Origin of the sequence: Amaricoccus sp., assembly GCF_017993425.1 — a bacterium.
Taxonomy (GTDB): Bacteria; Pseudomonadota; Alphaproteobacteria; order Rhodobacterales; family Rhodobacteraceae; genus Amaricoccus.
This window is the reverse complement of sequence record NZ_JAGOMQ010000002.1, coordinates 77,687-101,164: the sequence shown is the minus strand read 5'-3', so window position 1 is coordinate 101,164 and position 23,478 is coordinate 77,687. Positions and strand designations below refer to the sequence as shown.

At 73.7% G+C, this 23,478-nt stretch carries 18 protein-coding genes; 15 read left to right on the top strand and 3 right to left on the bottom strand.

The window, feature by feature from the left end:
- Positions 1-196: 196 nt before the first annotated feature.
- The 7 genes from KBB57_RS01475 to KBB57_RS01445 all read left to right on the top strand — a co-directional run bounded on the left by KBB57_RS01475 (position 197) and on the right by KBB57_RS01445 (position 4,818).
- Positions 197-604: a hypothetical protein gene (locus KBB57_RS01475; protein ID WP_290745682.1), complete on the top strand. Its 408-nt coding sequence runs from the start codon at positions 197-199 to the stop codon at positions 602-604.
- Positions 601-1,566: a sulfotransferase domain-containing protein gene (locus KBB57_RS01470; protein WP_290745679.1), complete on the top strand. Its 966-nt coding sequence runs from the start codon at positions 601-603 to the stop codon at positions 1,564-1,566. Before KBB57_RS01475 ends, KBB57_RS01470 begins: the two co-directional genes overlap by 4 nt.
- Before the next feature lie 22 nt (positions 1,567-1,588).
- A complete protein-coding gene (locus KBB57_RS01465) occupies positions 1,589-2,167 on the top strand; it encodes a DUF1285 domain-containing protein (RefSeq protein WP_290745676.1) in 579 nt (192 codons plus the stop codon).
- A 183-nt stretch (positions 2,168-2,350) separates the two neighbouring features.
- Positions 2,351-2,986 carry a TetR/AcrR family transcriptional regulator gene (locus KBB57_RS01460; protein WP_290745673.1) on the top strand — a complete coding sequence of 212 codons (636 nt, stop codon included), beginning with the start codon at positions 2,351-2,353 and terminating at the stop codon, positions 2,984-2,986.
- A complete protein-coding gene (locus KBB57_RS01455; RefSeq protein ID WP_290745669.1) occupies positions 2,983-3,678 on the top strand; it encodes a glutathione S-transferase family protein in 696 nt (231 codons plus the stop codon). The genes KBB57_RS01460 and KBB57_RS01455 overlap by 4 nt, the downstream gene beginning before the upstream one ends.
- Positions 3,679-3,898: 220 nt before the next feature.
- The gene (locus tag KBB57_RS01450) at positions 3,899-4,324 is read left to right on the top strand and encodes a VOC family protein (RefSeq protein WP_290745666.1); all 426 of its coding nucleotides are present in this window, start codon (positions 3,899-3,901) and stop codon (positions 4,322-4,324) included.
- An 11-nt stretch (positions 4,325-4,335) separates the two neighbouring features.
- The gene (locus KBB57_RS01445) at positions 4,336-4,818 is read left to right on the top strand and encodes a VOC family protein (protein WP_290745663.1); all 483 of its coding nucleotides are present in this window, start codon (positions 4,336-4,338) and stop codon (positions 4,816-4,818) included.
- 207 nt (positions 4,819-5,025) lie between these two features.
- Here the strand turns inward: KBB57_RS01445 and KBB57_RS01440 are convergent, their stop codons facing one another.
- Positions 5,026-6,009: an AraC family transcriptional regulator gene (locus KBB57_RS01440; RefSeq protein ID WP_290745660.1), complete on the bottom strand. Its 984-nt coding sequence runs from the start codon at positions 6,007-6,009 to the stop codon at positions 5,026-5,028.
- A 165-nt stretch (positions 6,010-6,174) separates the two neighbouring features.
- Here KBB57_RS01440 and KBB57_RS01435 point away from each other — a divergent pair, with 165 nt between their 5' ends.
- On the top strand, positions 6,175-7,557 hold the full coding sequence (locus tag KBB57_RS01435) for an FAD-binding oxidoreductase (RefSeq protein ID WP_290745657.1): 1,383 nt from the start codon (positions 6,175-6,177) through the stop codon (positions 7,555-7,557).
- A gap of 862 nt (positions 7,558-8,419) precedes the next feature.
- Positions 8,420-8,740, top strand: a complete 321-nt coding sequence (gene sugE, locus KBB57_RS01430; protein ID WP_290745654.1) for a quaternary ammonium compound efflux SMR transporter SugE — start codon at positions 8,420-8,422, stop codon at positions 8,738-8,740.
- Positions 8,741-9,480: 740 nt separating this feature from the next.
- On the opposite strand, the gene KBB57_RS01425 is transcribed toward sugE, so the two are convergent.
- The gene (locus KBB57_RS01425; protein ID WP_290745652.1) at positions 9,481-11,301 is read right to left on the bottom strand and encodes an ABC-F family ATP-binding cassette domain-containing protein; all 1,821 of its coding nucleotides are present in this window, start codon (positions 11,299-11,301) and stop codon (positions 9,481-9,483) included.
- 157 nt (positions 11,302-11,458) lie between these two features.
- On the opposite strand from KBB57_RS01425, the gene KBB57_RS01420 reads away from it, so the two are divergent.
- A complete protein-coding gene (locus KBB57_RS01420; RefSeq protein WP_290745649.1) occupies positions 11,459-12,658 on the top strand; it encodes an aminotransferase in 1,200 nt (399 codons plus the stop codon).
- Between the two features lie 79 nt (positions 12,659-12,737).
- On the opposite strand, the gene KBB57_RS01415 is transcribed toward KBB57_RS01420, so the two are convergent.
- Positions 12,738-14,222: a hypothetical protein gene (locus KBB57_RS01415; protein WP_290745646.1), complete on the bottom strand. Its 1,485-nt coding sequence runs from the start codon at positions 14,220-14,222 to the stop codon at positions 12,738-12,740.
- 277 nt (positions 14,223-14,499) lie between these two features.
- Here KBB57_RS01415 and KBB57_RS01410 point away from each other — a divergent pair, with 277 nt between their 5' ends.
- From KBB57_RS01410 to KBB57_RS01390, 5 genes are all read left to right on the top strand, one after another.
- The gene (locus KBB57_RS01410; protein ID WP_290745643.1) at positions 14,500-16,365 is read left to right on the top strand and encodes a peptidylprolyl isomerase; all 1,866 of its coding nucleotides are present in this window, start codon (positions 14,500-14,502) and stop codon (positions 16,363-16,365) included.
- Positions 16,366-16,372: 7 nt separating this feature from the next.
- A complete protein-coding gene (trpE, locus tag KBB57_RS01405; protein ID WP_290745640.1) occupies positions 16,373-17,887 on the top strand; it encodes an anthranilate synthase component I in 1,515 nt (504 codons plus the stop codon).
- 77 nt (positions 17,888-17,964) lie between these two features.
- Complete coding sequence (locus KBB57_RS01400; protein WP_290745637.1) at positions 17,965-19,047, top strand: efflux RND transporter periplasmic adaptor subunit; 1,083 nt, start codon at positions 17,965-17,967, stop codon at positions 19,045-19,047.
- Between the two features lie 10 nt (positions 19,048-19,057).
- Positions 19,058-22,141 carry an efflux RND transporter permease subunit gene (locus tag KBB57_RS01395; RefSeq protein ID WP_290745634.1) on the top strand — a complete coding sequence of 1,028 codons (3,084 nt, stop codon included), beginning with the start codon at positions 19,058-19,060 and terminating at the stop codon, positions 22,139-22,141.
- A complete protein-coding gene (locus KBB57_RS01390) occupies positions 22,138-23,331 on the top strand; it encodes an MFS transporter (protein WP_290745633.1) in 1,194 nt (397 codons plus the stop codon). Before KBB57_RS01395 ends, KBB57_RS01390 begins: the two co-directional genes overlap by 4 nt.
- Positions 23,332-23,478: the final 147 nt, after the last annotated feature.

Here is a 23,478-nt window from a genome sequence, read left to right as displayed (position 1 = left end):
CCACGCGAGCCCCCTGCGCGCGCCGGCGGGCCTGCCCGCGACCGGGGCGCCGGCCAGAATTCCCTTGGCCGACTCACCCGTCCCGATGTATGGAGGCCGCTCATTTCGAGACCAAGGGGCGCATTCACGCCTCCCGGCATTTCCAATTGGCGGCCCTCCCGGCCTCGACGGTTCGCAACGAAGAGAGTTCAGCGCCATGCGCATCGCGTATTTCTGTTTCATCGCCGCCGCCCTTTCGGCCCTCTCGGGCATGGGCCTCGGCATCTGGATGGGGATGAACGAGGACTTCACCCTCGCCCCGGTCCACGCCCACATCAACCTGCTCGGCTGGGCCACCCTCGCGCTCTACGGCCTCTACCACCGCGGCGTCACGCGGCGCTGCGACGCGCTCGCCTGGGTCCAGGTCGGCGCCGGCGCCCTCGGCATGCCGGTGATGACCGGCGGCCTCGCCGCCTACCTCGCCACCGGCGCCGACGCCGCGCCGCTGATCATCGCCGGCTCGCTCGCCGTCCTCGCGGGCATGGCGCTCTTCCTCGTCGTCCTCGTCCTCGACCTGCGCGCCGCCCTCCCGGCCCGCCGCCCGGCCGCCGGGCTCCGGGCATGAGCCCCGGCCCCCTTCCCCGGCGGACCCGCGACTACGTCAGCTACATCTTCGACAGCCGCAACTGGGACGCCTTCCGCCCCCGCCCCGGCGACGTGGTCATCGCCACCTCCTACAAGTCCGGGACCACCTGGATGCAGAACATCCTGCGCCAGCTCGTCTTTCCCGAGCCGCCGCGGCCTCCCGTCGGCGAGGTCTCGCCCTGGGTGGACCGCCGCTGCGACGACCCCGCCGCGCTCCACGCCGCGCTGGAGGCGCAGACCCACCGCCGCTTCCTCAAGTCCCACCTGCCGCTCGACGCCCTGCCCTGGTTCCCCGAGGTCCGCTACGTCGTGGCGATGCGCGACCCCCGCGACGTCTTCATGTCGTTCTGGAACCACTATTCCGGCTTCACCGACGCCTGGCACGCGCGCCCGCAGCCCGCGGGCGTCACGCCCATGCCGCGCTGCCCCGCCGATCTCCACGCGCTCTGGCCGCGCTGGATCTCCGAGGGCTGGTTCCCGTGGGAGAGCGACGGCTGGCCGCATTCCGGCAACCTCTACCACGCCGCCAGCTGGTGGCGCTTCCGGCATCTGCCGAACCTCCACCTCGTCCACTTCCAGGACCTCCTCGACGACCTCGACGGCGAGATCGCCCGCCTCGCCGCCTTCCTCGACCTCCCCCTCGCCCCCGACCGCCGCGCGGCGATCGCCGCCGCGACGAGCTTCACCGCCCTCCGCGCCGACCGCACCGCCGGCCCGATGGCCGAGGACCGCGCGCTGGCGACCTGGCGCGACGGCCTCGCCACCTTCTTCCACAAGGGCACGAACGGCCGCTGGCGCGGCGTCCTCACCGAGGACGAGCTCGCCCTCTACGAGGCCGCCAAGGCCCGCTGCCTCCCCCCCGACTGCGCCGCCTTCCTCGAGCTCGGCCGCAAGGCCCTCACCCCGCCCGCCCGCGTTGCCGAGGCGGCCGCGGGGCGCTAGCCTCCCGGGCAAGGAGGACGCCATGGCCGACCCCGCCCCTTCCGCCGACACGCTGGCCACGGCGGCGCGCACCGCGACGCGCCGCGGCCCGCCGCCGGTGCATCTCTGGAACCCGCCCTTCTGCGGCGACATCGACATGCGCATCGCCCGCGACGGGACCTGGTTCTACCTCGGCACGCCGATCGGCCGGAAGCCGCTGGTCAAGCTCTTCTCCTCGATCCTCAAGCGCGAGGGCGACGCCTACTTCCTCGTCACCCCGGTCGAGAAGGTCGGCATCCGCGTCGACGACGCCCCCTTCGTCGCGGTCGACTTCACCGTGGCCGGCGCCGGCGCCGGCCAGCGCATCACCTTCACCACCCCGACCGACGACGAGACCACCGCCGGCCCCGATAACCCGATCCGCGTCGCCCTCGACCCCGCGACCGGCGAGCCCGCGCCTTACGTCCACGTCCGCCGCGGCCTGGAGGCGCTCATCGACCGCAAGAGCTTCTACCGCCTCGTCGAGATCGCCGAGCACCGCCCCCACGCCGGCGCCTCGTGGCTCGGCGTCACCTCCGACGGCACGTTCTTCCCCTTCCTGCCCTCGGACCAGCTGCCCTAGCCAGGATCCGCCCGCAAGGCGCGCCCGAGCCGCCGCCCCACCGCGGACGCCACCGCCTTCCCGGACGCCCGCGTCGGCCAGACGGTCCATACGCGCCGGCGGCGGCCTGGGAGGAAGGGTCGTGATCCTCGCCGCCGGCCGGTCGCTTGACAAAGATACCAACCGGTCGGTATGACTTTACGCATGAGCCAGCCAGCCGACCAGACCCCCCGACGCGGCGAAGCCCGGGACAGGCTCCTGAAGGCCGCGCGCGACGTCATCCGGGCGCAGGGCTTCGCGGCGACGACCGTCGACGATCTCTGCAAGGCGGCCGGGGTGACCAAGGGGGCGTTCTTCCACCATTTCGCCAGCAAGGAGGCGCTCGGGGTCGCGGCCGCCGCCTACTGGGCCGAGACCACCTCCGCCTTCTTCGCCGCCGCGCCCTACCACGACCACGCCGACCCGCTCGACCGGGTGCTCGGCTACATCGCGTTCCGCCGGACGATCATCGACGGCGAGCTCGCCGCCTTCACCTGCCTCGTCGGCACCATGGCGCAGGAGGTCTACGCCTCGCACCCGGCGATCCGCGACGCCTGCGCCGCCAGCATCTTCGCCCATGCCGCGACGATCGAGCCGGACATCGCCGCGGCGATGGCGGCGCACGGGCTCGCGGCGGACTGGACCGCGGCGAGCCTCGCCGTCCACACCCAGGCCGTGCTGCAGGGCGCCTTCATCCTCGCCAAGGCGACCGGCGACGCGCAGGTCGCGCGCGACAGCGTCGACCATCTCGCGCGCTACGTGCGGCTGCTGTTCGGGCGTCAGGAAGGATCGACGCCGTGACCGTGCCCACCATCACCGCCTTCGAGCATTCGCCGGACGGCGGCCAGGGGATGGCCCGCGACATGCGCGTCCGCTGGGCGTTCGAGGAGGTCGGCCAGCCCTATCGGGTCCGGCCGGTCTCCTTCGCCGCGATGAAGGCGCCCGCGCACCGGGCGCTCCACCCGTTCGGGCAGATCCCCACCTTCGAGGACGGCGCCCTCGCCCTCTTCGAGTCCGGCGCGATCGTCCTCCACATCGCCACCTCGCGCGCCGGCCTGCTGCCCGTCGACCCGACAGCCCGGGCGCGCGCGATCGGCTGGATGTTCGCCGCCCTCAGCACGGTCGAGCCGCCGATCCTCGACCGCGAGGCCGCCGAGTATCTGGAGGCCGGCGAGCCCTGGGCCGCGCCCCGCCTGCGGGCGGCCGAGGACCGCATCCACGGCCGGCTCGCCGACCTCGCCCGCCGGCTCGGCGACGCCGACTGGCTCGACGGGCCGTTCAGCGCCGGCGACCTGATGATGGTCGACGTCCTGCGCCGGCTCTCCGGCTCCGGCCTCCTGGAGGAATTCCCGAACCTCCCCGCCTACGTCGCCCGGGGCGAGGCCCGCCCGGCCTTCGCCCGCGCCTTCGCCGCCCAGCGCGCCTTCTTCGACGCCCACGCCGCGGCCGCCTCGCCGGCGCCGCGGGAACCGACCGGGGGGAGACGACCATGATCGTCGTGACCGCCTTCCAGTGGGCGCCGGCCATGCCGACCTGCTCGCGGACACGCCGACCCTCGCCGCCTGCCGCGGGCGCTGCCTCGGGCGCCCCGCCTTCCGCAAGGCGGTCGCCGACCAGCGCCGCCACATCTCCGCCCACGGCCCACAGGGATCCCGCGATGCTCGCGGAACCTGCGGCGCACCGAGCGACCCGACCCCTTCAGGGAGACCCGCAATGGAACCGACCATCTACCTCTTCTTCCGGGGCGACTGCCTCGAGGCGATGACCCGCTACGCCGAGGTGCTCGGCGGCGAGATCCTCGGCGTCTTCCGCAACGCCGACGCGCCCGACGCCGCGAGCCGGATGCCGGGCGGCGACGACCTGGTGATGAACATGAGCCTCCGCCTCGGCTCCGCCACCATCATGGCCTCCGACGCCCCCGGGCAGCACTACTCCCGGCCCCAGGGCTTCCGCATCTCCCTCGCGCCGAAATCGCGCGCCGAGTTCGACCGCATCCACGCCGCGCTCGCCCCCGCGACGGTCGGGGCGGACGAGATGGCCCCGGCCGAGACCTTCTGGGCCGAGCGCTTCGCGATGTTCACCGACCGATACGGCACGCCCTGGATGCTGAACTTCGAGGGCGACAAGGCCCGCAACTGAAGGAGCACGAGATGACCGAGCTCGTCACCTGCCTGTGGTACGACCACGGCGAGGCGCGCAAGGCGGCGGAGTTCTACGCCGCGACCTTCCCGGACAGCGCCGTCGGCCGCGCCAGCGCCGCCCCCGCCGACTTCCCCGGCGGCGACGCGGGCGCCGAGCTGACCGTGGAGTTCACCGTCCTTGGCCGCCGCTTCGTCGGCCTGAACGGCGGCCCGAACTTCAAGGCGAACGAGGCGGTGAGCTTCATGGTCGTCACCGAGGACCAGGCGGAGACCGACCGCTACTGGAACGCCGTCGTCGGCAACGGCGGAGCCGAGAGCGCCTGCGGCTGGTGCCGGGACCGCTGGGGCTTCTCCTGGCAGATCACCCCGAGACGCCTCCTCGAGCTGACGACGACCCCCGACAAGGCCACGGCGCAACGCGCCTTCGCGGCGATGATGACGATGGGCAAGATCGACATCGCCGCCCTCGAAGCCGCCGTCGCCGCCAGCTGAGCCGCCGCGCCGCCGCCGGCGCCCCGACGTCGCGCAGGCGCGGCGGTCCAGAAGGTCATCGAGCGCGGAGCGAGCGGCCCGCGGTCCGCTCGCCCCCGCGGCGGCGCCTTGACCGCCCGCCGCCGTCCGCCGCGGCCCTCGGCGACGCCGGCAAGCGGCTCGACGACCCTGCCGGGGCCAAGGGCGCCGAAGTCTTTCCCGCGACCCTCACGACGAGCCCCCCCGCCCTGCCTGCCGCTGCCGGCGCCAGGCGCCCGGCGGCAGGCCCACGCGCTTCCGAAACGCGCGACTGAAGGCCGCCTCGGACTCGTACCCGACCGCCGCCGCGGCCTGCGCGATGCTGAGGCCGCGGACCTCGATCGCATGCGCGGCGAGCTGCAACCGCCAGTCCGCGAGGTAGTGCATCGGCGAGACGCCGACGAGCCCCGCGAACCGCTCGGCGAAGGTCGAGCGCGACAGCCCCACGGCGTCCGCCAGCGTCGCGATCGACCAGCGGGCGGCCGGATCGCCATGCATCAGCGCCAGCGCCCGGCCGACCTGCCGGTCGCGCAATCCGGCGAACCACCCGGTCGCTCCGGCCGGCAGGTCGGCGACGTGCTGGCGGATCGCCTGCAGGAACACCAGCTCCCCGAGCTTGCCGAGCAGCACCTCCGCCCCCGGCTGCGGGTTCCCGCTCTCGCGCAGCGCCACGCGGGCGAGATCGACGAGCAGCTCCGCCCCGGGGCGTCCGGCGTTCACGTGCAGGAGCCGCGGCAGGGTGTCGAGCACCGGGTTGAACGGGCGATCGTAGCCGAGGAAGCCGCAGGCGTAGCGGGTCGGCGCGCCGCTGCCGCCGAAGTCGTTGAAGACATACGGCAGGGCCTCGCCGCCCGTCGGCCGGTAGATGTCCATCGCCGGCTCGGCGCGCATCCCCGGCGCGCTCGACATCACGTGCCGGTCGCCGCCGGGGACGACGACCGCGTCGCCGGGACCGACGCGGACGGCGCCGGACGGATCGTCCGGCAGACCCGCCCAGCAATGGCCCTCCAGCACGATGTGGAAGAAGATCACCCGCTCGAACTCCGGCATCATCCGCCCGCCGACCCGCTCGGCCGCAGGGCTCTCGGCGACCCAGGGCGCGCGGGCCCGGATGTCGAAATAGACCGCTCCGGTCAGGCGGACGGCCCTCAGCAGGTCCGAAAGAACGTCCATCCCGCGACTATCCGCCGCTCCGGACGCCCGGGCAAGAACGCCGGACGCACGGGCAGCAAAGCCGGACGCCCGGTCAAGTCTTCACGCCGGCGGATCATCGGGCGCCGCGGCCGGGCGCGGTATCCTGCCGGCACTGTTCCTCATTGATTGTCCGGAGACGGTTCCATGCTTGACGAAGACCTTGCGGCGTCCTTCGGGGCGGCCCTGCGCGGCGACGTGCTCGCCGCCGGCGACCCCGACTACGACGCGGCGCGCGCGCTCTACAACGCCGCGATCGACCTCAGGCCGCGGCTGATCGCCCGCTGCGCCGACGTCGCCGACGTGATCGCCGCGGTGAACCTCGGGCGCGGATCCGGCCTGCCCGTCGCCGTCCGCGGCGGCGGCCACAACGGCGCCGGGCTCGGCGGCGTCGACGACGGCGTGGTCATCGACCTGTCGGCGATGCGCGGGGTCCGCGTCGACCCGGCGACGCGCACCGTCCGGGCGGAGGCGGGCTGCACCACCGGCGACATCGACCACGCCACCCACGCCTTCGGCCTCGCCGTTCCCTCGGGCATCGTCTCGTCCACCGGCATCGCCGGCCTCACCCTCGGCGGCGGGCACGGCTACCTGTCGCGCCGGCACGGCCTCACCATCGACAACCTCCTCGAGGCGGACGTGGCGCTGGCCGACGGCTCGTTCGTGACCACAAGCGCCGACCGCCACCCCGAGCTCTTCTGGGCGCTGCGCGGCGGCGGCGGCAACTTCGGCGTGGTCACGAGCTTCGTCTTCCGGGCCCACCCGGTCGCCTCGGTCTTCGCCGGCCCCGTCGCCTACCCGATCGACGCGGCGGCCCGGATCATGCGCCGCTACCGCGACTGGCTCCCCGGCGCGCCGGAGGCGCTCTGCGTCTTCCTCGGCCTCAAGACCGTGGTCTCGGCCGATCCCTTCCCGCGCGCGCACTGGGGCGAGCGCATGTGCCTGCTGATGACCTGCTTCGACGGAGACGAGGAGCCCGGGCGCCGCGCGGTCGCGCCGCTCATCGACGGCCTGCCGGAGCCGCTCCTCGACTGGCGCGGAACGATGCCCTATCCGGCGGCGCAGTCGATGTTCGACGGCCTGCTGCCGGCCGGGCTGCAATGGCACTGGCGCGGCGACTTCGTCCGCGACCTGCCCGACGCCGCGATCGACGCGCACCTCGCCTGGAACGCCAGGGCGCCGAGCGAGCTCTCGGCGATGCACCTCTATCCGATCGACGGCGCGGTGCGGCGCAAGGCGAGCGACGCCACCGCCTGGGCCCGCCGCGACGCCACCTGGTCAATGGTGATCGCCGGCATCGACCCCGATCCCGCGAAGGCGCCGGCGCTGCGCGACTGGGCGCGCGGCTACTGGGAGGCGGTGCATCCCTACGGCGCCGGCGGCGCCTACCCGAACTTCATGGGACCGGAGGAGCCGGAGGGCCGCCTGCAGGCGACCTTCGGCGCGAACTGGCCGCGCCTCGTCGCGGCGAAGCGCCGCTACGATCCCCACAACTTCTTCCGCCGCAACAACAACGTCCCGCCCGGCTGACCCTCCCGACCGGAGCGACGCCGGACGAACGACCGGCGACGGCGTCGCCCCGGACGCCCGACCAGCCGGGCCTCCCGCGCGCGGCGACGGCCGGGCCAGCCGCGCAACAAAATTATCATCTTTCCTATTTCTGATTTAAACCAATCGCTTAACCCGTGCCGCACCGTGCGGCATTCTCCCCGCCGCCTCCGGCTGCGGCGCAAGCCCGCCGGCCCCGCGACACGAGCGCTGCGCCCGGCCCCTGCCGGCGCAGTCTCCCCGGACCACCGCCGGACAAGCGCGGCACGGAGGGGGAAGAGGGGCGACGTGCCCTGCCGCCTCCCGGCCCGAAGCCGAAGGTCGCCCCGCCGCGCTTGTGAGCACACCCCCCGGCAGCCTACGGCATTCACACATCCCGGCTGAAGCCACGGATCGGGAGGAATGGGCCGCGACACTGACGCCAGACGGATTTGACCCGTGGCAAATCCGTCCGCGATCGCCCCTCGGGGGGCGAGCGCGATTCCGCGCTCGCCGGGGCGACCACGGACGGATTGCGCGCGACGGGGAAATCTTCACCCCCCACGGCTTCCGCGCCAACGCGCTCCAGCCGTCGGCGCGGCGAAAGCAATGCTTTCGCTTGTCGCGCCGTGGCCTCGCGGGCGGAGCCCGCTTCGGTCGGCCGGCTATCGGCTTCCTGTCGTTCGGTCCATGGCGGCTGGAGGAGAAGTGTGAATTCGCTAGCCCGGCCGCCGCCCCCGCGTTCCGCCGGCGCGGTTGAAACCCCGCCACGTCCCGCCTATCCTGCCGGGGCGAGGCCACGTCCTCCCCCGATCGGGTTCATGTCCGGGACGGCCCGGCGGTCCTTGCCGTCAGGAGCGCATCATTGGCCTGGTTCCTTCTCGTCATCGCCGGACTCTTCGAGGTGGTCTGGGCCTTCAGCATGAAGCAGTCCGCCGGGTTCACCCGGCTCGGGCCTTCCGTGGTGACCTTCGTCGCCATGGCGATCAGCTTCGCGCTCCTCGCCTGGTCGATGCGCGTGCTCCCGCTCGGGACCGCCTATACGATCTGGACGGGCATCGGCGCGGTCGGGGCCTTCGCCGTCGGGATCGTCGTCCTCGGCGAGCCCGCCAACCCGCTCCGCCTGCTCGCCGCGACGATGATCGTCGGCGGCCTCGTCCTGATGAAGCTTTCCACTCCGCACTGAGCGCCCGCCAGGCGCCTTCCCCGCCCGCGGTCCCGGGGCTCGCGTCCACAGCCACACGACACCACACCAGGGCCGGGCGCCCTCGTGTGGTGTCGTGGCAAGTCTCCACCACGCCGCCACACTGCACGACACCTGTCTGCCCTGCTGGATCCACGGGGCGCGCGCGAGCGCCGACCGACCGAAGCGGGCTTGCCCGCGAGGCCCGGCGCGACAGGCGAAAGCCCGGCTTTCGCCGCGCCGACGGCTGGAGCGCGGTTGCGCGCGGAAGCCGTGAGGGGCGCAGATTTCTCCGGGAGCGCGCCATCCGTCCGTGATCGCCCCGGCGAGCGCGGCAATCGCGCTCGCCCCCCGCAGGGGCGATCGCGGACGGATTTGCCACGGGTCAAATCCGTCTGGCGTCGACGTCGCGGCCAGCCTCGGGCCGGGCTTCCTCTCCACTGTCGTGCAGTGTGCCACTCCGCCTGTTCACAGGCCCGCCCAACGAGAAATCAATGGCTTAGCGAATTTTCACGCGTGAACAGCGCCGCCGTTCACGCGCAAGGCCCTCCTCGGAGCACGAAGTCCGCCGCGCGGCAGGCGGCAGCAAGCCCCCCCGCCGTCCTCGATCAGGAGCCAAAGCTCGAACGCGGCGGCGCCGCCCGGAGCGCCCCCCGTGTCGAGGTTGCGCGCCCGCCGCCCTCCAGCCGGACCCCCCCGCCCGATAGCAGATCAGCCCACGACCCCGCGAGGGCCGGGCGGCTTCAGCCGCCCGCGGCCTCGCGCAGCTCCTCGAGCTCCAGCCATTCCGTCTCCGCGGCGGCCAGCGCCGCCTGCCGCTCGGCGAGCGCCGCGCTCGCCTTGCGGAAGCGGGCCGGATCGCGGGCGTAGAGGTCGGGGTCGGCCAGCAGCGCCTCCAGCCGCGCGATCTCGGCGGCGAGCCGCTCCATCTCCTGCGGCAGCCGCTCCAGCCGGTGGGCCTGCGCGAAGCTGAGCCGCGGCCCCCGTTCCGGCGCGGGCCGGCGCTCGGGCGCGGGCCTCGCCCGGGCCGGCGGCGGGGCGGCGGCGGCGGCATCGGGCCGGCGCTGGCTGCGGTAGTCCGACCAGCCCCCGGCATAGACCGTCGCCGTCCCGTCGCCCTCCATGGCGATCGTGGTCGTCGCCACCCGGTCGACGAAGTCGCGGTCGTGGCTGACGAGGAGCACCGTGCCCGGATAGTCGTCGACCAGCTCCTCGAGGAGGTCGAGCGTCTCGACGTCGAGGTCGTTGGTCGGCTCGTCGAGGACGAGGAGGTTCGAGGGCCGCGCCATCAGGCGGGCGAGCAGCAGCCGGGCCTTCTCGCCGCCCGAGAGCGCCGAGACCGGCCCGCGGGCCTGCGCCTCGGAGAACAGGAAGTCCTTGAGGTAGCCGACGACGTGCCGCGGCGCCCCCCGCACCATCACCTGGTCGTTGCGCCCCGAGACGCCGATCTCGGCGTCGCCGGTCAGCGTGTCCCAGAGCGAGGCGTCGGCGTCGAGCGCGGCGCGCGCCTGGTCGAAGACCGCGAGGTCGAGGTTGGCCCCGAGCCGGACGGCGCCCTCGTCGGGCGGGATCTGCCCGGTCAGCATCCCGAGCAGCGTCGACTTGCCGACCCCGTTCGGCCCGACGACGGCGATCCGCTCGCCGCGCTGCACCCGGAGCGAGAAGTCGCGCAGGATCGTCCGCCCGGCGAAGGCCTTGGCGATCCTCTCCGCCTCCACGACCAGCCGCCCGGAGGTCCGCCCCTCGCCGAACTCCATCCGGGCGGTTCCGGCCCGGGCGATCTGCGCCCGGCGCTCGCCGCGCATCACCGCGAGGCGGCGGACCCGGCCCTGGTTGCGCTTGCGCCGGGCGGAGATGCCCTCGACGGCCCAGCGGCCCTCGGCCTTGATCAGCCGGTCGAGCTTGTGGCGGGCGAGGTCCTCCTCCTCGAAGACCTTGTCGCGCCAGTCCTCGAAGGCCGCGAAGCCCCGGTCGAGCCGGCGGGTCTCGCCGCGGTCGATCCACAGCGTCGCGTCGGTCAGCGCCCGCAGGAAGGCGCGGTCGTGGCTGACCACGACGACGGCGGCGCGGCTGTCGCGCAGCCAGCCCTCCAGCCAGGCGATCGCCTCGACGTCGAGGTGGTTGGTCGGCTCGTCGAGCAGCATCAGGTCGGGCGCCTCGGCGAGGATGCGCGCCAGCGCCGCCCGCCGCCGCTCGCCGCCGGAGGCGGTGGCCGGGTCGAGACCGGCGTCGAGCTTCACCCCGGCCATCGCCATCTCGGCCCGCCAGGCCTCGGCCTCGGGGACGCCCGCCTCGACGAAGGCGCCGAGCGTGGCGAAGCCCGCGAAGTCCGGCTCCTGCGCCATGTAGCCGATCGCCGCGCCCGGCTGCACGAAGCGCTCGCCGGAATCCGCCGCGACCCGCCCGGCCATCAGCTTCATCAGCGTCGACTTGCCCGAGCCGTTGCGGCCGACGAGCGCGATCCGCTCGCCGGGCCGCACCGCCAGGTCGACGCCCTCGAAGAGCGGCTCGCCGCCGAAGGTGAGGCTCACGCCGGACAGGGTCAGGAGGGGGGGCTCGGCCATGCCGGCGAGCTAAGGGGGCCGCCCGCGGCGGTCAAGCCCGCGCGGCGGGCCGCCGACGGGCGGAACCGCGCCTCGACCACGGCCAGGCGCGCGGAAGACCAGCGCCATGGCCGCGAGACCCTTGAAGCCCGGGCGCGGCGCCGCGTAGGGTCGCGCCATGACGCCGCTCAGCCCGCTCATCGCCGCCACCCCGCCGCCGCCGGTCATGGAGGCGCGCCGCTGGATCGCCGACGCCGTCTTTCCGCCCGACCGGCCGCTGATCAACCTCAGCCAGGCCGCGCCGGTCGACCCGCCGCCCGCGCCGCTCCGCGCCGCGATGGCGGAGATGCTGAAGGACCCCGACTGCCACCTCTACGGCCCCGTCCTCGGCAACCCCGACCTCCGCGAGGAGATCGCCGCGCAGTGGAGCGCCGCCTATGGCGGCGACATCCGCGGCGCCGACGTGGCGATAACCGCCGGCTGCAACATGGCCTTCTGCGCCGCCATCGCCACGCTCGCCGCGCCGGGCGACGCGGTGATGCTGCCGACGCCGTGGTATTTCAACCACAAGATGTGGCTTGACTCGACCGGCATCGAGACGATTCCGATCCCCTGCCTGCCCGACATGACCCCCGACCTCGACGCCGCCCGGGCGCGGCTGACCCCGCGGGTCCGGGCGATCGTGCTCGTGTCGCCGAACAACCCCACCGGCGCGGAATACCCCGCCGGCGCCGTCGCCGCCTTCGCGGAGCTCGCCCGGAGCGCCGGCGCGGCGCTGGTCCTCGACGAGACCTACCGCGACTTCGACGGCCGCGAGGGCCGGCCGCACGCGCTCTTCGCCGACCCTGACTGGCGCGACTGGCTCGTCCATCTCTATTCCTTCTCCAAGGCCTTCCGGCTGACCGGGCACCGGACCGGCGCGATCATCGCCTCGCCCGAGCGGCTCGCCGAGGCGGAGAAGTTCCTCGACAGCATGGTGATCTGCGCCCCGCAGCTCGGCCAGCGCGCGGCGCTCTGGGGCCTGCGCAACCTCGGCGACTGGGTGGCCGGCGAGCGCGCCGAGATCCTGCGCCGCCGCGCCGCCGCCCGCGCCGCCTTCTCCGCCCTCCCGGGCTGGAGCATCCTCGGCGCAGGCGCCTACTTCGCCTGGGTGAGCCACCCGTTCGAGACGCCCTCCGACGTGGTGGCGCGGCGCCTCGTCCACGAGGCCTCGCTCCTCCTCCTGCCCGGCACGATGTTCGCCCCCCGCCGCGAGGAGGGCGGCGACGGCTCCGCCGAGCGCGGCCTGCGCGTCGCCTTCGCCAATTCCGGCCCCGAGGGCCTCGCCGAGACCGGCCGCCGCCTCGCCGCGTTCACCGCAGCCGAACCCGCGGGCTGACCTTCGATGGACAGGCCGCGTCGTTCGGCGCGCGGCCGCCACGCACAAGGCGGGCTCCGCGGGCGTTCCGCGCGCGATCTCACGGCACTGGCGTCCCGCTCTCCTCGCGCGCGATCTCGCCCGGCTTGAAAGTGACGTAAAGGCCGGTCGAGAGTCCCATCAGCACGAGAAGCATCGTATCGAACTCCGCGAAGCGGTACTCGCCGAGCGCCAGCCACACGAAGATGGCGCCGAGGACCAGCGTCCACCCGAAGGCCTGGATCCGCGTAAGCTGCGGGGAGCCTTCGATGCAGAGGACGTCCCTGAGATAGCCCTCGGTGAGCGTCTCCCCGTAGGCTTCGCGGCCAAGCATCACGGCGCCGAGCCCGGTGCCCGCGCTGATCCCGAGCAGGGCCACGATCTTGTCGTTCACGATGCCGAGATACTGCCCGATGCTCAGCGCGATGAAGACATAGCCCGCGGTGATGAGGAAAAGCCAGAACGCCATCTGCGTCCGGGCGAGGCTGTAGCTCCCCACGGCGCGGCCGCCGAACCGCTTGCGCGCCGCCTTCACGGCCTCGTCGGCCGCCGCCAGCGCGGGATCGCCCGCAGCCTTCGCCCTGGCCCGTGCGGCTTCGGCGGCGCGGAGTTCCGGGCTGATCGAATCGAGCACGGCCTCGACGCGGCGCTCCTCCTCGCTCGCCTCGCGGAGCGCCTTCTGCGCGGCGGCCTTTGCGTCCGGCGCGACGGCCTTCTTGAGCTCGGCCTTCTTCTTTCGCTTCGCCGCCTGCGCCGCGCGCAGGCGCTCCGGATAGATGTCGCGGAGACGCAAGGCGTTGTCGCGCAGGAGCGGCGTGCGCGCCGCCGCGGCCACCGTCGCCGCCGAGAACAGCGCCAGCGCCACGAACCCGGCGGCGACCGCGCCTCGGGAGAAGACGCGGAGCTCAAAGCCGCCGCTCGGATCGCCCTTCGTCACAGGCTCGGGAGCCTTCCACTCGACGACCCTGGCTCCGTCCTCCACGATCTCAACGCGGCTCCAGGGCGAAAGCTTCGCCGTGGTGAACTCGGGAGTGTCCGCGGCGACGTCCTTGCGCGAGACGCCGAGCTGGACGTGACGCACGCCCGACGATCGCCAAACGAGGCTGCCGAGGAGCTTGGGCCAGAAGCCCGTGGCATCGTCCGCGGCGCTGGCCGGCACGTCGAGCGGAAGGAAGAGCCACTGCGGCTCGGGTTTGCGCTGCGCCATCACGCGCGTCTCCCACTGCGCGTTGTTGAGGTAGAATACGAGCTCGACCGGCGACGTGTCGACCTCACCCTCCTCGCCCTCGCCCTCACCTTCACCTTCACCTTCGATTCTTGGGGCCGCCTCTTCGTCGACGATCCCCGCCACCACCACGCAGACGCCGCCGTCGAGCTCCACGCGCCCGGGCCCGAACCTGACGATGCGGAACCCGCTTCCGGCCGGCTTCTCGTTCTGCATCACGAGCGTGTCGCAGGCCGACGAGTCGATCCGGGGGTTCGCGGTGTCGGGCTGCACGGCCAGCAGCAGACACAAGGCCAGTGCGAGAAGCCCGATCCAGACCAACCCGCGCTCGTTCCAACTCGCCGGATCGGGGAGATTGCCCGACCTCCCCCCTCTCGCCCTCGTCGCCACGATCCTGCCCTCCTGAAATTGCCCCTCTCGAGACTCGGCGTCATCAACGGCGGAAAGGGGCGGCTGGAAAAACGAACCTCGAATCGCAGGAAGTATACGCCGGTCTCGCGGCGCGATCGCTCGCGTTCCGCGCATACCCCTCCCGCTTGCCTCGCCGCGGGGCAGCGACTAAGACGCCGCATCCGCCCGGACGAGGACGCGCGCCCCGATGCTGAAGACCTTTCGCGCCAGCAAATCCAACTATGTCGTCTGGGCGCTGCTGATCATCGTGGTGATCGGCTTCGGCGGCTTCGGCATCACCGCGACCGGCTCCGGTGGCTACTCCGTCGCCGAGGTGGGCGACCAGCAGATCGGCGCCGACGACTTCGCCCGCGCGGTCGACCAGGAGATCGACGCCCTCGGCCGCCAGCTCGGCCGGCAGCTCCCCATGGCCGAGGCGCGGCAGTTCGGCGTCGACCGGATGGTGCTCGGGCGGCTCGTCACCGACGCGGCCCTCGACGACGAGGCGGCGCGCCGCGAGATCTCCACCGGCGACGCGACCGTGCAGGAGATGGTGCTCGCCACCCCGGCGTTCCGCGGCGTCAACGGCGCCTTCGACCGCCAGGCCTACGCCTTCGCGCTGCAGCGCATCGGCCTGACCCCGGAGGCCTTCGAGACGATGCTCCGCCACGAGGCGACCCGCGAGCTGATCGCCGGCGCGGTGCAGGGCGCGGCCGGGATGCCCGCCACCGCGGCGGCGACGCTCCTAGGCTACGCCGGCGAGCGGCGGCGCTTCGACTGGATCGAGCTCGACCCGATGCTGCTGGCGACGCCGACCCCGCCGCCCGCCGAGGACGCGCTCAAGGCCTATCACGAGGCGAACATCGCCCGCTACACCCGCCCCGAGACGCGCAAGATCACCTATGCGCTCCTCGATCCCGCGGCGCTCGCCGCGACGATCGAGATCCCCGAGGCGGACCTGCGCGCGGCCTACGACGCCGCCGGCGACCGCTTCTCGACGCCGGAGCGGCGCAGCGTCGACCGCATCGGCTTCGCCACCCCCGAGGACGCCGCCGCGGCGCTGGCCCGGATTCAGGCGGGGACGGCCACCTTCGACGCGCTGGGCGCCGAGCGCGGCCTGTCGCCGGCGGAGATGGACCAGGGCGAGGTGCGCCGCGCCGACCTCTCGCCGGAGGCGGCCGCCGCGGTCTTCGACGCCGCCGGGCCCGGCGTGGTCGGACCGGCCGCGACGCCGCTCGGGCCGTCGATCTTCCGCGTCAACGCCATCCTCGCCCCGATGACCACGCCGTTCGAGGCCGCCCGGGCGGAGCTCGCCTCCGAGCGGGCGCTCGCCGAGGCGAAGAAGCGCGTGGTCGACGACGGCCGCGCGGTCGAGGACCAGATCGCCGGCGGCGCCACCATCGAGGAGATCGCCTCCGGCTCGGACTTCGAGATGGGCCAGATCGACCTCGCCGCGGACACGACCGGCGGGCTCGCCGACGACAAGGCCTTCCGCGAGGCCGCGGAGGCGGCGGACGTCGGCGAGGAGACCGACCTCGTCACGCTGGCCTCCGGCGGCCTCGTCACCCTGCGCGTCGACGCGATCGAGCCGCCGGCGCCGATCCCGCTTGCCGAGATCCGCGACCGCGTCGTCGCGGACTGGACGGCCGCGGAGGACGCGCGGCGGCTCGCGGAGATGGCCGAGGGGCTGAAGGCGGAGCTCGACGGCGGGCTGCCGATCGGCGACCTCGCCACCCGGCTGGGGCGGCTGGTGCGCTCGGCCGGGCCGGTGGCGCGCACCGCGCCGGTCGAGGGCGCGCCGGCGGGGCTCGTCGAGACGGTGTTCGCAACGGCCCCCGGCAAGGCGGCGATCCTCGATGCGGAGGGCCGGGTCGCGGTGGTCGAGGTGGTCGAGGCGATCCCGTTCGACGCCAAGGGCGCCGAGGGCGCGGGGCTGGTGCAGAGCGTCGGCGGCCAGCTCGGCGCGCAGGCCGGCGAGGACACGCTGGCGCTCTTCACCCAGGCCCTGCAGGCCCAGGCCGGCGTCCGCATCAACCAGGCGCAGGTCGACCGCGTGCTGGCGCAGTTCCCCTGAGGCCGGGATGACGCTCTCGCCTGCCTACGAGGACTTCGCCGCCGGCTACGACGCGGGCCGCAACCAGGTCGTCTGGACCCGGCTCGTCGCCGACCTCGACACGCCGGTCAGCCTGATGCTGAAGCTGAGCGAGGCGCGCAAGGACAGCTTCCTGCTCGAGAGCGTCACCGGCGGCGAGGTGCGCGGCCGCTACTCGATCATGGGCCTGAAGCCCGACCTCGTCTGGGAGTGCCGCGGCCGGCAGGCGCGCGTGAACCGCTCGGCGCGGTTCGATCCCGACGCTTGGGCGATCGAGCCCGACGACCCGCTGGCGAGCCTGCGCCGGCTGATCGCCGAGAGCCGGATCGAGCTGCCGCCCGAGCTGCCGGCGATGGCGGCGGGACTCTTCGGCTATCTCGGCTACGACATGGTGCGCCTCGTCGAGCGCCTGCCGGAGCCGAACCCCGACCCGCTCGGCCTGCCCGACGCGGTCATGCTGCGCCCGACGGTGGTGGTCGTCGTCGACGGGGTGAAGGGCGAGGTCACGGTGATCAGCCCGGCCTGGGCGGGCTCCGGGCTCGGGGCGCGCGCGGCCTATGCACAGGCTGCGGAGCGGGTCATGGACGCGGTGCGCGACCTCGACCGCGCCCCGCCGCGCGCCGGGCGCGACCTCGGCGACGTCGCTCCGGTGGGCGCGCCGGTCTCGAACGTCACCCCCGACGCCTATCGCGCGACGGTGGAGAAGGCGAAGGAATACATCCGCGCCGGCGACATCTTCCAGGTGGTGCCCTCGCAGCGCTGGCGGATGGACTTCGACCTGCCGCCCTTCGCGCTCTATCGGGCGCTGCGGCGAACGAATCCCTCGCCTTACATGTTCTACTTCGACTTCGGCGGCTTCCAGATCGTCGGCGCCAGCCCCGAGATCCTCGTGCGGGTCAAGGAGGGGCGCGTCACCATCCGCCCGATCGCCGGCACCCGCCCGCGCGGCGCGACCCCGGCCGAGGACCTCGCGCTCGAGCGCGAGCTGCTCGCCGACCCCAAGGAGCGCGCCGAGCACCTGATGCTCCTCGACCTCGGGCGCAACGACGTCGGGCGGGTGGCGCGCATCGGCACGATCGACCCCAACGAGCAGTTCGTCATCGAGCGCTACAGCCACGTCATGCACATCGTCTCGAACGTCGAGGGCGCGCTCGATCCCGGCCAGGACGCGCTCTCCGCCCTCCTCGCCGGCCTGCCCGCGGGCACCGTCTCCGGGGCGCCCAAGGTGCGCGCCATGGAGATCATCGACGAGCTCGAGACGGAGAAGCGCGGCGTCTACGGCGGCGGCGTCGGCTACTTCGCCGCGGGCGGCGACATGGACGTCTGCATCGCGCTCCGCACCGGCGTGGTCAAGGACGGCGCGCTCTACGTCCAGGCCGGCGGCGGCGTCGTCTACGACAGCGATCCCGAGGCCGAGCTCCAGGAAACCGTCAACAAGTCCAAGGCGCTGACCCAGGCCGCCCGCGACGCCGGTCTCTTCGTCGGATCACGCGGCGGCAATTGAGGCGCCGTTCCTTATTGCGCCCGCGAAGCTGGCGGGCTACGCCCTCGTCCCAAGGTTCTTGCTGGCGGGAGCGAGGAATGAGAATCGAAGGATGGCGCGCCGTTCTGGCGGCGGCGGCGTTGGGTGCGCTCGTCGGCTGCGACGGCGAGGACGCTCCGGCGCCCGCCGAGATCCGCCCGGTCCGCGCCATCGTCGTGGAGGAGAGCGCCGGCGGCCGCGAGATGGCCTTCGCCGGCGTCGTCGAGAGCCGCACCACGGTCAACCTCGGCTTCCGCATCGGCGGCCGCGTCGTCGAGCGGCTGGTCGACGTCGGCGACCAGGTCGCCGCCGACCAGGTCGTCGCCCGCCTCGACCAGACCGACGAGGAGAACGGCCTGCGCGCCGCCGAGGCGAGCCTCGCCGCCGCGGACGGCCAGCTCTCCGAGGCGCGGATCAACTACGACCGCCAGCGCCAGCTCTACGAACGCCAGATCGCGGCCCGCGCCGCCTTCGAGCGCGCCGAGCAGGTCCTCACCACCGCCCAGGCCGGCGTCGACGCCGCCGCGGCGCAGCTCGGCATCGCGCGCCGCCGCCTCGCCGACACCGCGCTCCTCGCCGACGCGCCCGGCGTGGTCACCGAGGTCGGGGCCGAGCCGGGCGAGGTCGTCGCCGCCGGCCGGATGATCGTGCAGATGAGCCGCGACGGCGGCCTCGACGGCGTCTTCGACGTCGCCGCCGCCGCGATGGAGGCGAGCCCCCCCGACCCCGAGGTCACCGTCGCCATGACGCTGCGCCCCGACGTGACCGCCTCGGGCCGCGTCCGCGAGATCGCGCCCCGCGCCGACCCGGTGACCGGCACCTTCCGCGTCCGCGTCGGCCTGATCGACCCGCCGGCCGAGATGCGCCTCGGCACGCCCGTCAACGCCCGCGTCCACTTCGGCGGCGAGGGCGGCATCGTCCTGCCCGCCAGCGCGCTCACCTCTGCCGACGGCGCGCCCGCGGTCTGGGTCGTCGACCCCGACGCCAAGACCGTGGCGCTGCGCCCGATCGGCGTCGCCCGCTTCGACCCCGCGAGCGTCGCCGTCTCCGACGGGCTCGCCGTCGGCGAGATCGTCGTCACCGCCGGGGTGCAGGCGTTGCGCCCCGGCCAGCAGGTCCGGCTGCTCGGCTCCGGCGCGTGAGGGCGGGCAGGTGACCGGTCCGAACCTCTCCGCCTGGGCGATCCGCTCCCGCGCGCTGACCATCTACCTGATGGTCATCGCCGTCATCGCCGGCGGCTTCGCCTTCGCGAACCTCGGCCGCGACGAGGATCCGACCTTCACCATCAAGACCATGCTGGTCTCCGCCGTCTGGCCCGGGGCCACCATGGAGGAGACGCTCGACCAGCTGACCGACCGGCTGGAGCGCCGGCTCGAGGAGACGACGGGCCTCGACGCGATCCGCTCGATCACCCGCCCCGGCATCACCACGATCTATGTCGAGCTCGAAGGCCCCTTCCCGCCCGACGAGGTCGCCGACGTCTGGCAGGAGGTCCGCAACGGCGTCGCCGACATCCGCCACACCCTGCCCCCCGGCGTCCTCGGCCCGTTCTTCAACGACGACTTCGGCGACGTCTTCGGCATCGTCTACGGCTTCACCGCCGACGGCTTCTCCGACCGCGAGCTGCGCGACGAGGTCGACCGCGTCCGCACCGAGCTCATCCGCCGCGCCCCCGACATCGCCAAGGTCGAGTTCCTCGGCGTGCAGGACGAGCAGATCTTCGTCGAGTTCCTGCCCGACCAGGTCGCCGCGCTCGGCCTCGACTACAGCCAGATCTTCGCCGCCATCGCCGCGCAGAACGCGGTCCGACCCGCCGGCGTCATCAACAGCGGCCTCGAGAACCTGACGCTCCGCGTCACCGGCGCCTTCGAGGACGAGACCGACATCCTCGACACCCCCCTCGTCGCCGGCGGCCGCAGCTTCCGCCTCGGCGACGTCGCCCGGGTCCGCCGCGGGGAGGTCGATCCGCCGGCGCCGATGTTCCGCGTCGACGGCCAGCCGGCGATCGGCCTCGGCATCTCCATGCGCGACGGCGGCGACATCCTCGAGCTCGGCGAGGAGATCGACACGGCCATGGCCGCGATCACCGCCGACATGCCGGTCGGCATCGAGCCGCACCTCGTCTCCGACCAGCCGGTCGTGGTCGACCGCGCCATCGGCGACTTCACCACCTCGCTCTACCAGGCGATCGCCATCATCCTCGGCGTCTCGTTCCTCAGCCTCGGCGTGCGCCCCGGCGCCGTCGTCGCCGTGGCGATCCCGGTGACGCTCGCCACCGTGTTCCTCGTCATGCAGACGCTCGGGATCGACCTGCACCGCGTCTCGCTCGGCGCGCTCATCATCGCGCTCGCCCTGCTGGTCGACGACGCCATGACCACGACCGACGCCATCCTGCGCCGGCTCGCCGTCGGCGACACCGTGGCGCAAGGCGCGACCTGGGCCTATTCCCGCCTCGCCGCGCCGATGCTGACCGGCACGCTCATCACCATCGCCGGCTTCGTGCCGATCGGCTTCGCCGAGAGCATGGCCGGCGAGTACACGATCTCGCTCTTCCAGGTCGTCGCGATCGCGCTGATCTCGTCCTGGTTCGTCGCCGTGCTGTTCACGCCGATCGTCGGCGGCCTGATCCTCAAGCCGCCGCCCGCCGGCACGGAGCCGCGAGAGGGCCGGCTGCTCGGCGCCTATGGCCGCTTCCTCGATCTGGCGATCCGCGGTCGCTGGATCACCATCGCGGTGACGCTCGCCCTCTTCGCCCTCGCCGTCGTCGGCCTCGGCAAGGTCAACCGGCAGTTCTTCCCGCCCTCGGACCGCTTCGAGCTGGTGGTCGATTTCCAGCTCCCCCGGTCGAGCTCGATCTACGCGAGCCTCGACGCCGTGGAGCAGATAGAGGACTGGCTGAACGCCAACGAGGACGTCGACCACTTCTCGTCCTATGTCGGCCGCAACGTCATCCGCTTCTACCTGCCGCTCGCCATCCTGCCGCCCTCCGACCACCACAGCCAGCTCGTGGTCATGGCCAAGGGCCTCGACGAGCGCATCCGGCTCCAGCAGACGCTCGACGCCTGGCTCGTCGAGACCTTCCCCCAGGCGGTGGTGCGCGTCAGCCCGCTGGAGATGGGGCCGCCGATCGGCTGGCCCGTGCAGTACCGCATCTCCGGGCCCGACGTGGAGGTGCTCCGCGACGAGGCGCTGAAGCTGGCCGAGGTGGTCGCGTCGTATCCCGGCGCCCGCCGCGTGCATTTCGACTGGATCGAGCCCGCCCGCGCGCTCGAGATCGACGTCGACCAGGACCAGGCCCGCCGCCTCGGCCTGTCGAGCCGCCAGCTCTCCGACGCGTTGCAGACGGCCGTCTCCGGCGCGACGGTGACGCAGGTCCGCGACGGCATCTACTCCATCAACGTGGTCGCCCGCTCCGACGTCGACGACCGTATCGCCATCGACCGGCTCGCCAACCTCCAGGTGCCGATCCCCGGCGGGCGCACCGTGGCGCTCCAGCAGTTCGCCACCTTCGGCTACGACCAGGAGCAGCCGCTGGTCTGGCGGCGCGACCGCGCCCCGACGCTGACGGTGCTCGCCGACGTCGCCCCCGGCCTCCTGCCGGAGGCCGCCGTGGCCGCCATCGCCGACGACGTCGACGCGCTGGTCGCCCAGCTCCCGCAGGGCTTCCGCATCGAGGTCGGCGGCACGGTCGAGACCTCCGCCGAGAGCCAGGCCGCGGTCTTCGCCGTGGTGCCGCTGATGATCTTCATCATGGTCACGCTGCTGATGATCCAGCTCCAGAGCTTCCGCGCCGCCTTCATCACCGTGGTGCTGCTGCCGCTCGGGCTGATCGGCGTCGTCGGCGCGCTCCTGCTCTTCGGCCGGCCGCTCGGCTTCGTGGCCATCCTCGGCATCCTCGCGCTGATCGGCATGATCGCGAAGAACGCCGTCATCCTCATCACCCAGATCGAGGACGAGCGCGCCGCCGGGCTCGGCGTGCGCGCCGCGGCGATCTCGGCGGCCAAGAACCGGATGCGCCCGCTGACGCTCACCGCCTTCTCGACGGTGCTCGGCCTCCTGCCGATCGCGCCGACGCTCTTCTGGGGTCCGATGGCCTTCGCTATCATGGGAGGCCTCCTCGTCGCCACCCTGCTGACGCTCGTCTTCATGCCGGTGCTCTACACCACCCTCTACCGCGACGCCCCCGAGGGCGGGGCGGCGGAAGGGGCGGCGGCGGAAGGCGAAGCGCCGGCATGACCGCCGCCCCCGGGGCGCGCGACTACGCCCGGCTGTTCTCCGCCTACGTCCTCGCCCTGCTCGGGACCGGGGTGGCGATCGTCGGGCTCGCGCTCCTCTCCTTCGACATCGCCGGCGAGGAGGGCAGCCGCATCCTCGCGACCGCGCTGATGCTCAAGGGCGCGCTCTACGTCCTGGTCCCGCCGGTCGCGGCGGCGCTGACCGGGCGGGTGGCCAAGAAGCCGCTCCTCATCGCGCTCGACCTCGTGCGCGCCGCCGCGCTGCTGTCGCTGCCGCTGGCGACGGAGCCGTGGCAGGTCTACGCCGCCATCCTCGTCTTCACCATCGCGGCCGCCGTGTTCACCCCGACCTACCAGGCGCTGGTCCCGCACCTGCTGACCGATCCCGACGACTACGCCCGCGCGCTCGCCAAGTCGCGGGTCGCGATCGAGCTCGAGAACGGCGCCAGCCCCGCCATCGCCGCCGGCCTCCTCCTGTTCATGAGCGGCCGCGGGCTCTTCGTCGCCGTGGTGGCGGCCTTCCTCGTCTCCGCCGCCTGCATCGCCTCGGCCCGCCTGCCGAGCCTGCCGCCCGCCCCCGCGGGCTTCGCGCTCCGGCGCATGACGCTCGGGATACGGATGCTGGCGCAGCCGGCGCTGCGCGGGCTGGTGCCGCTCCACCTCGCCGCCGCCGCCGGCGTGGCGATGGTCACGGTCAATACCGTGGTGCTCGTCCAGGGCGACCTCGGCCTCGACGCCCGCGCCTCGACCGCCGCCTTCGCGGTGTTCGGCCTCGGCTCCGTCCTGGGCGCGCTCGCGGTCCCGCACCTCCTGCCCCGGATCGGCGAGAGGCGCACCATGCTCGCCGGCTGCGCGCTGGTGAGCCTCGCCCTCCTCGCCGGCGCCGCCCTCGGCGCCTTGGCCGGCCTCCTCGCCGTCTGGGCGGCGATCGGCATCGGCGGCGCGCTGGCGCTGACGCCCGCGCCGATGATGCTGCGCCGCGAGACGCCGGCGCGGCGCCACGCCAGCGCCTACGCCGCGATGTTCGCGCTCGCCAACGCCGCGCTGATCGTCGCCTATCCGGTCGCCGGCTGGGTCGGCGCCGAGCACATCACCCACCGCCCCGGCTTTCTCGCCCTCGCCGCCCTCGCCGGCGCCGCCACCATCGCGACCGCCGCCCTGCTGCCCGCCGCGCCCGCCGGTCGCCGCTGACCGGCACGCTGGCGCACCCGTCTCGCAGCCATGCGGGCCCGGCCCTGGTCTCGCGCCGCCGCCCTGCCGCCGCCCCGCCCCTGCCGACCATGCCGGAGCGCCGCCGGCGCATCCGGCTTGCAGCCAGCCGAGCCCGCGCCCTAGTCT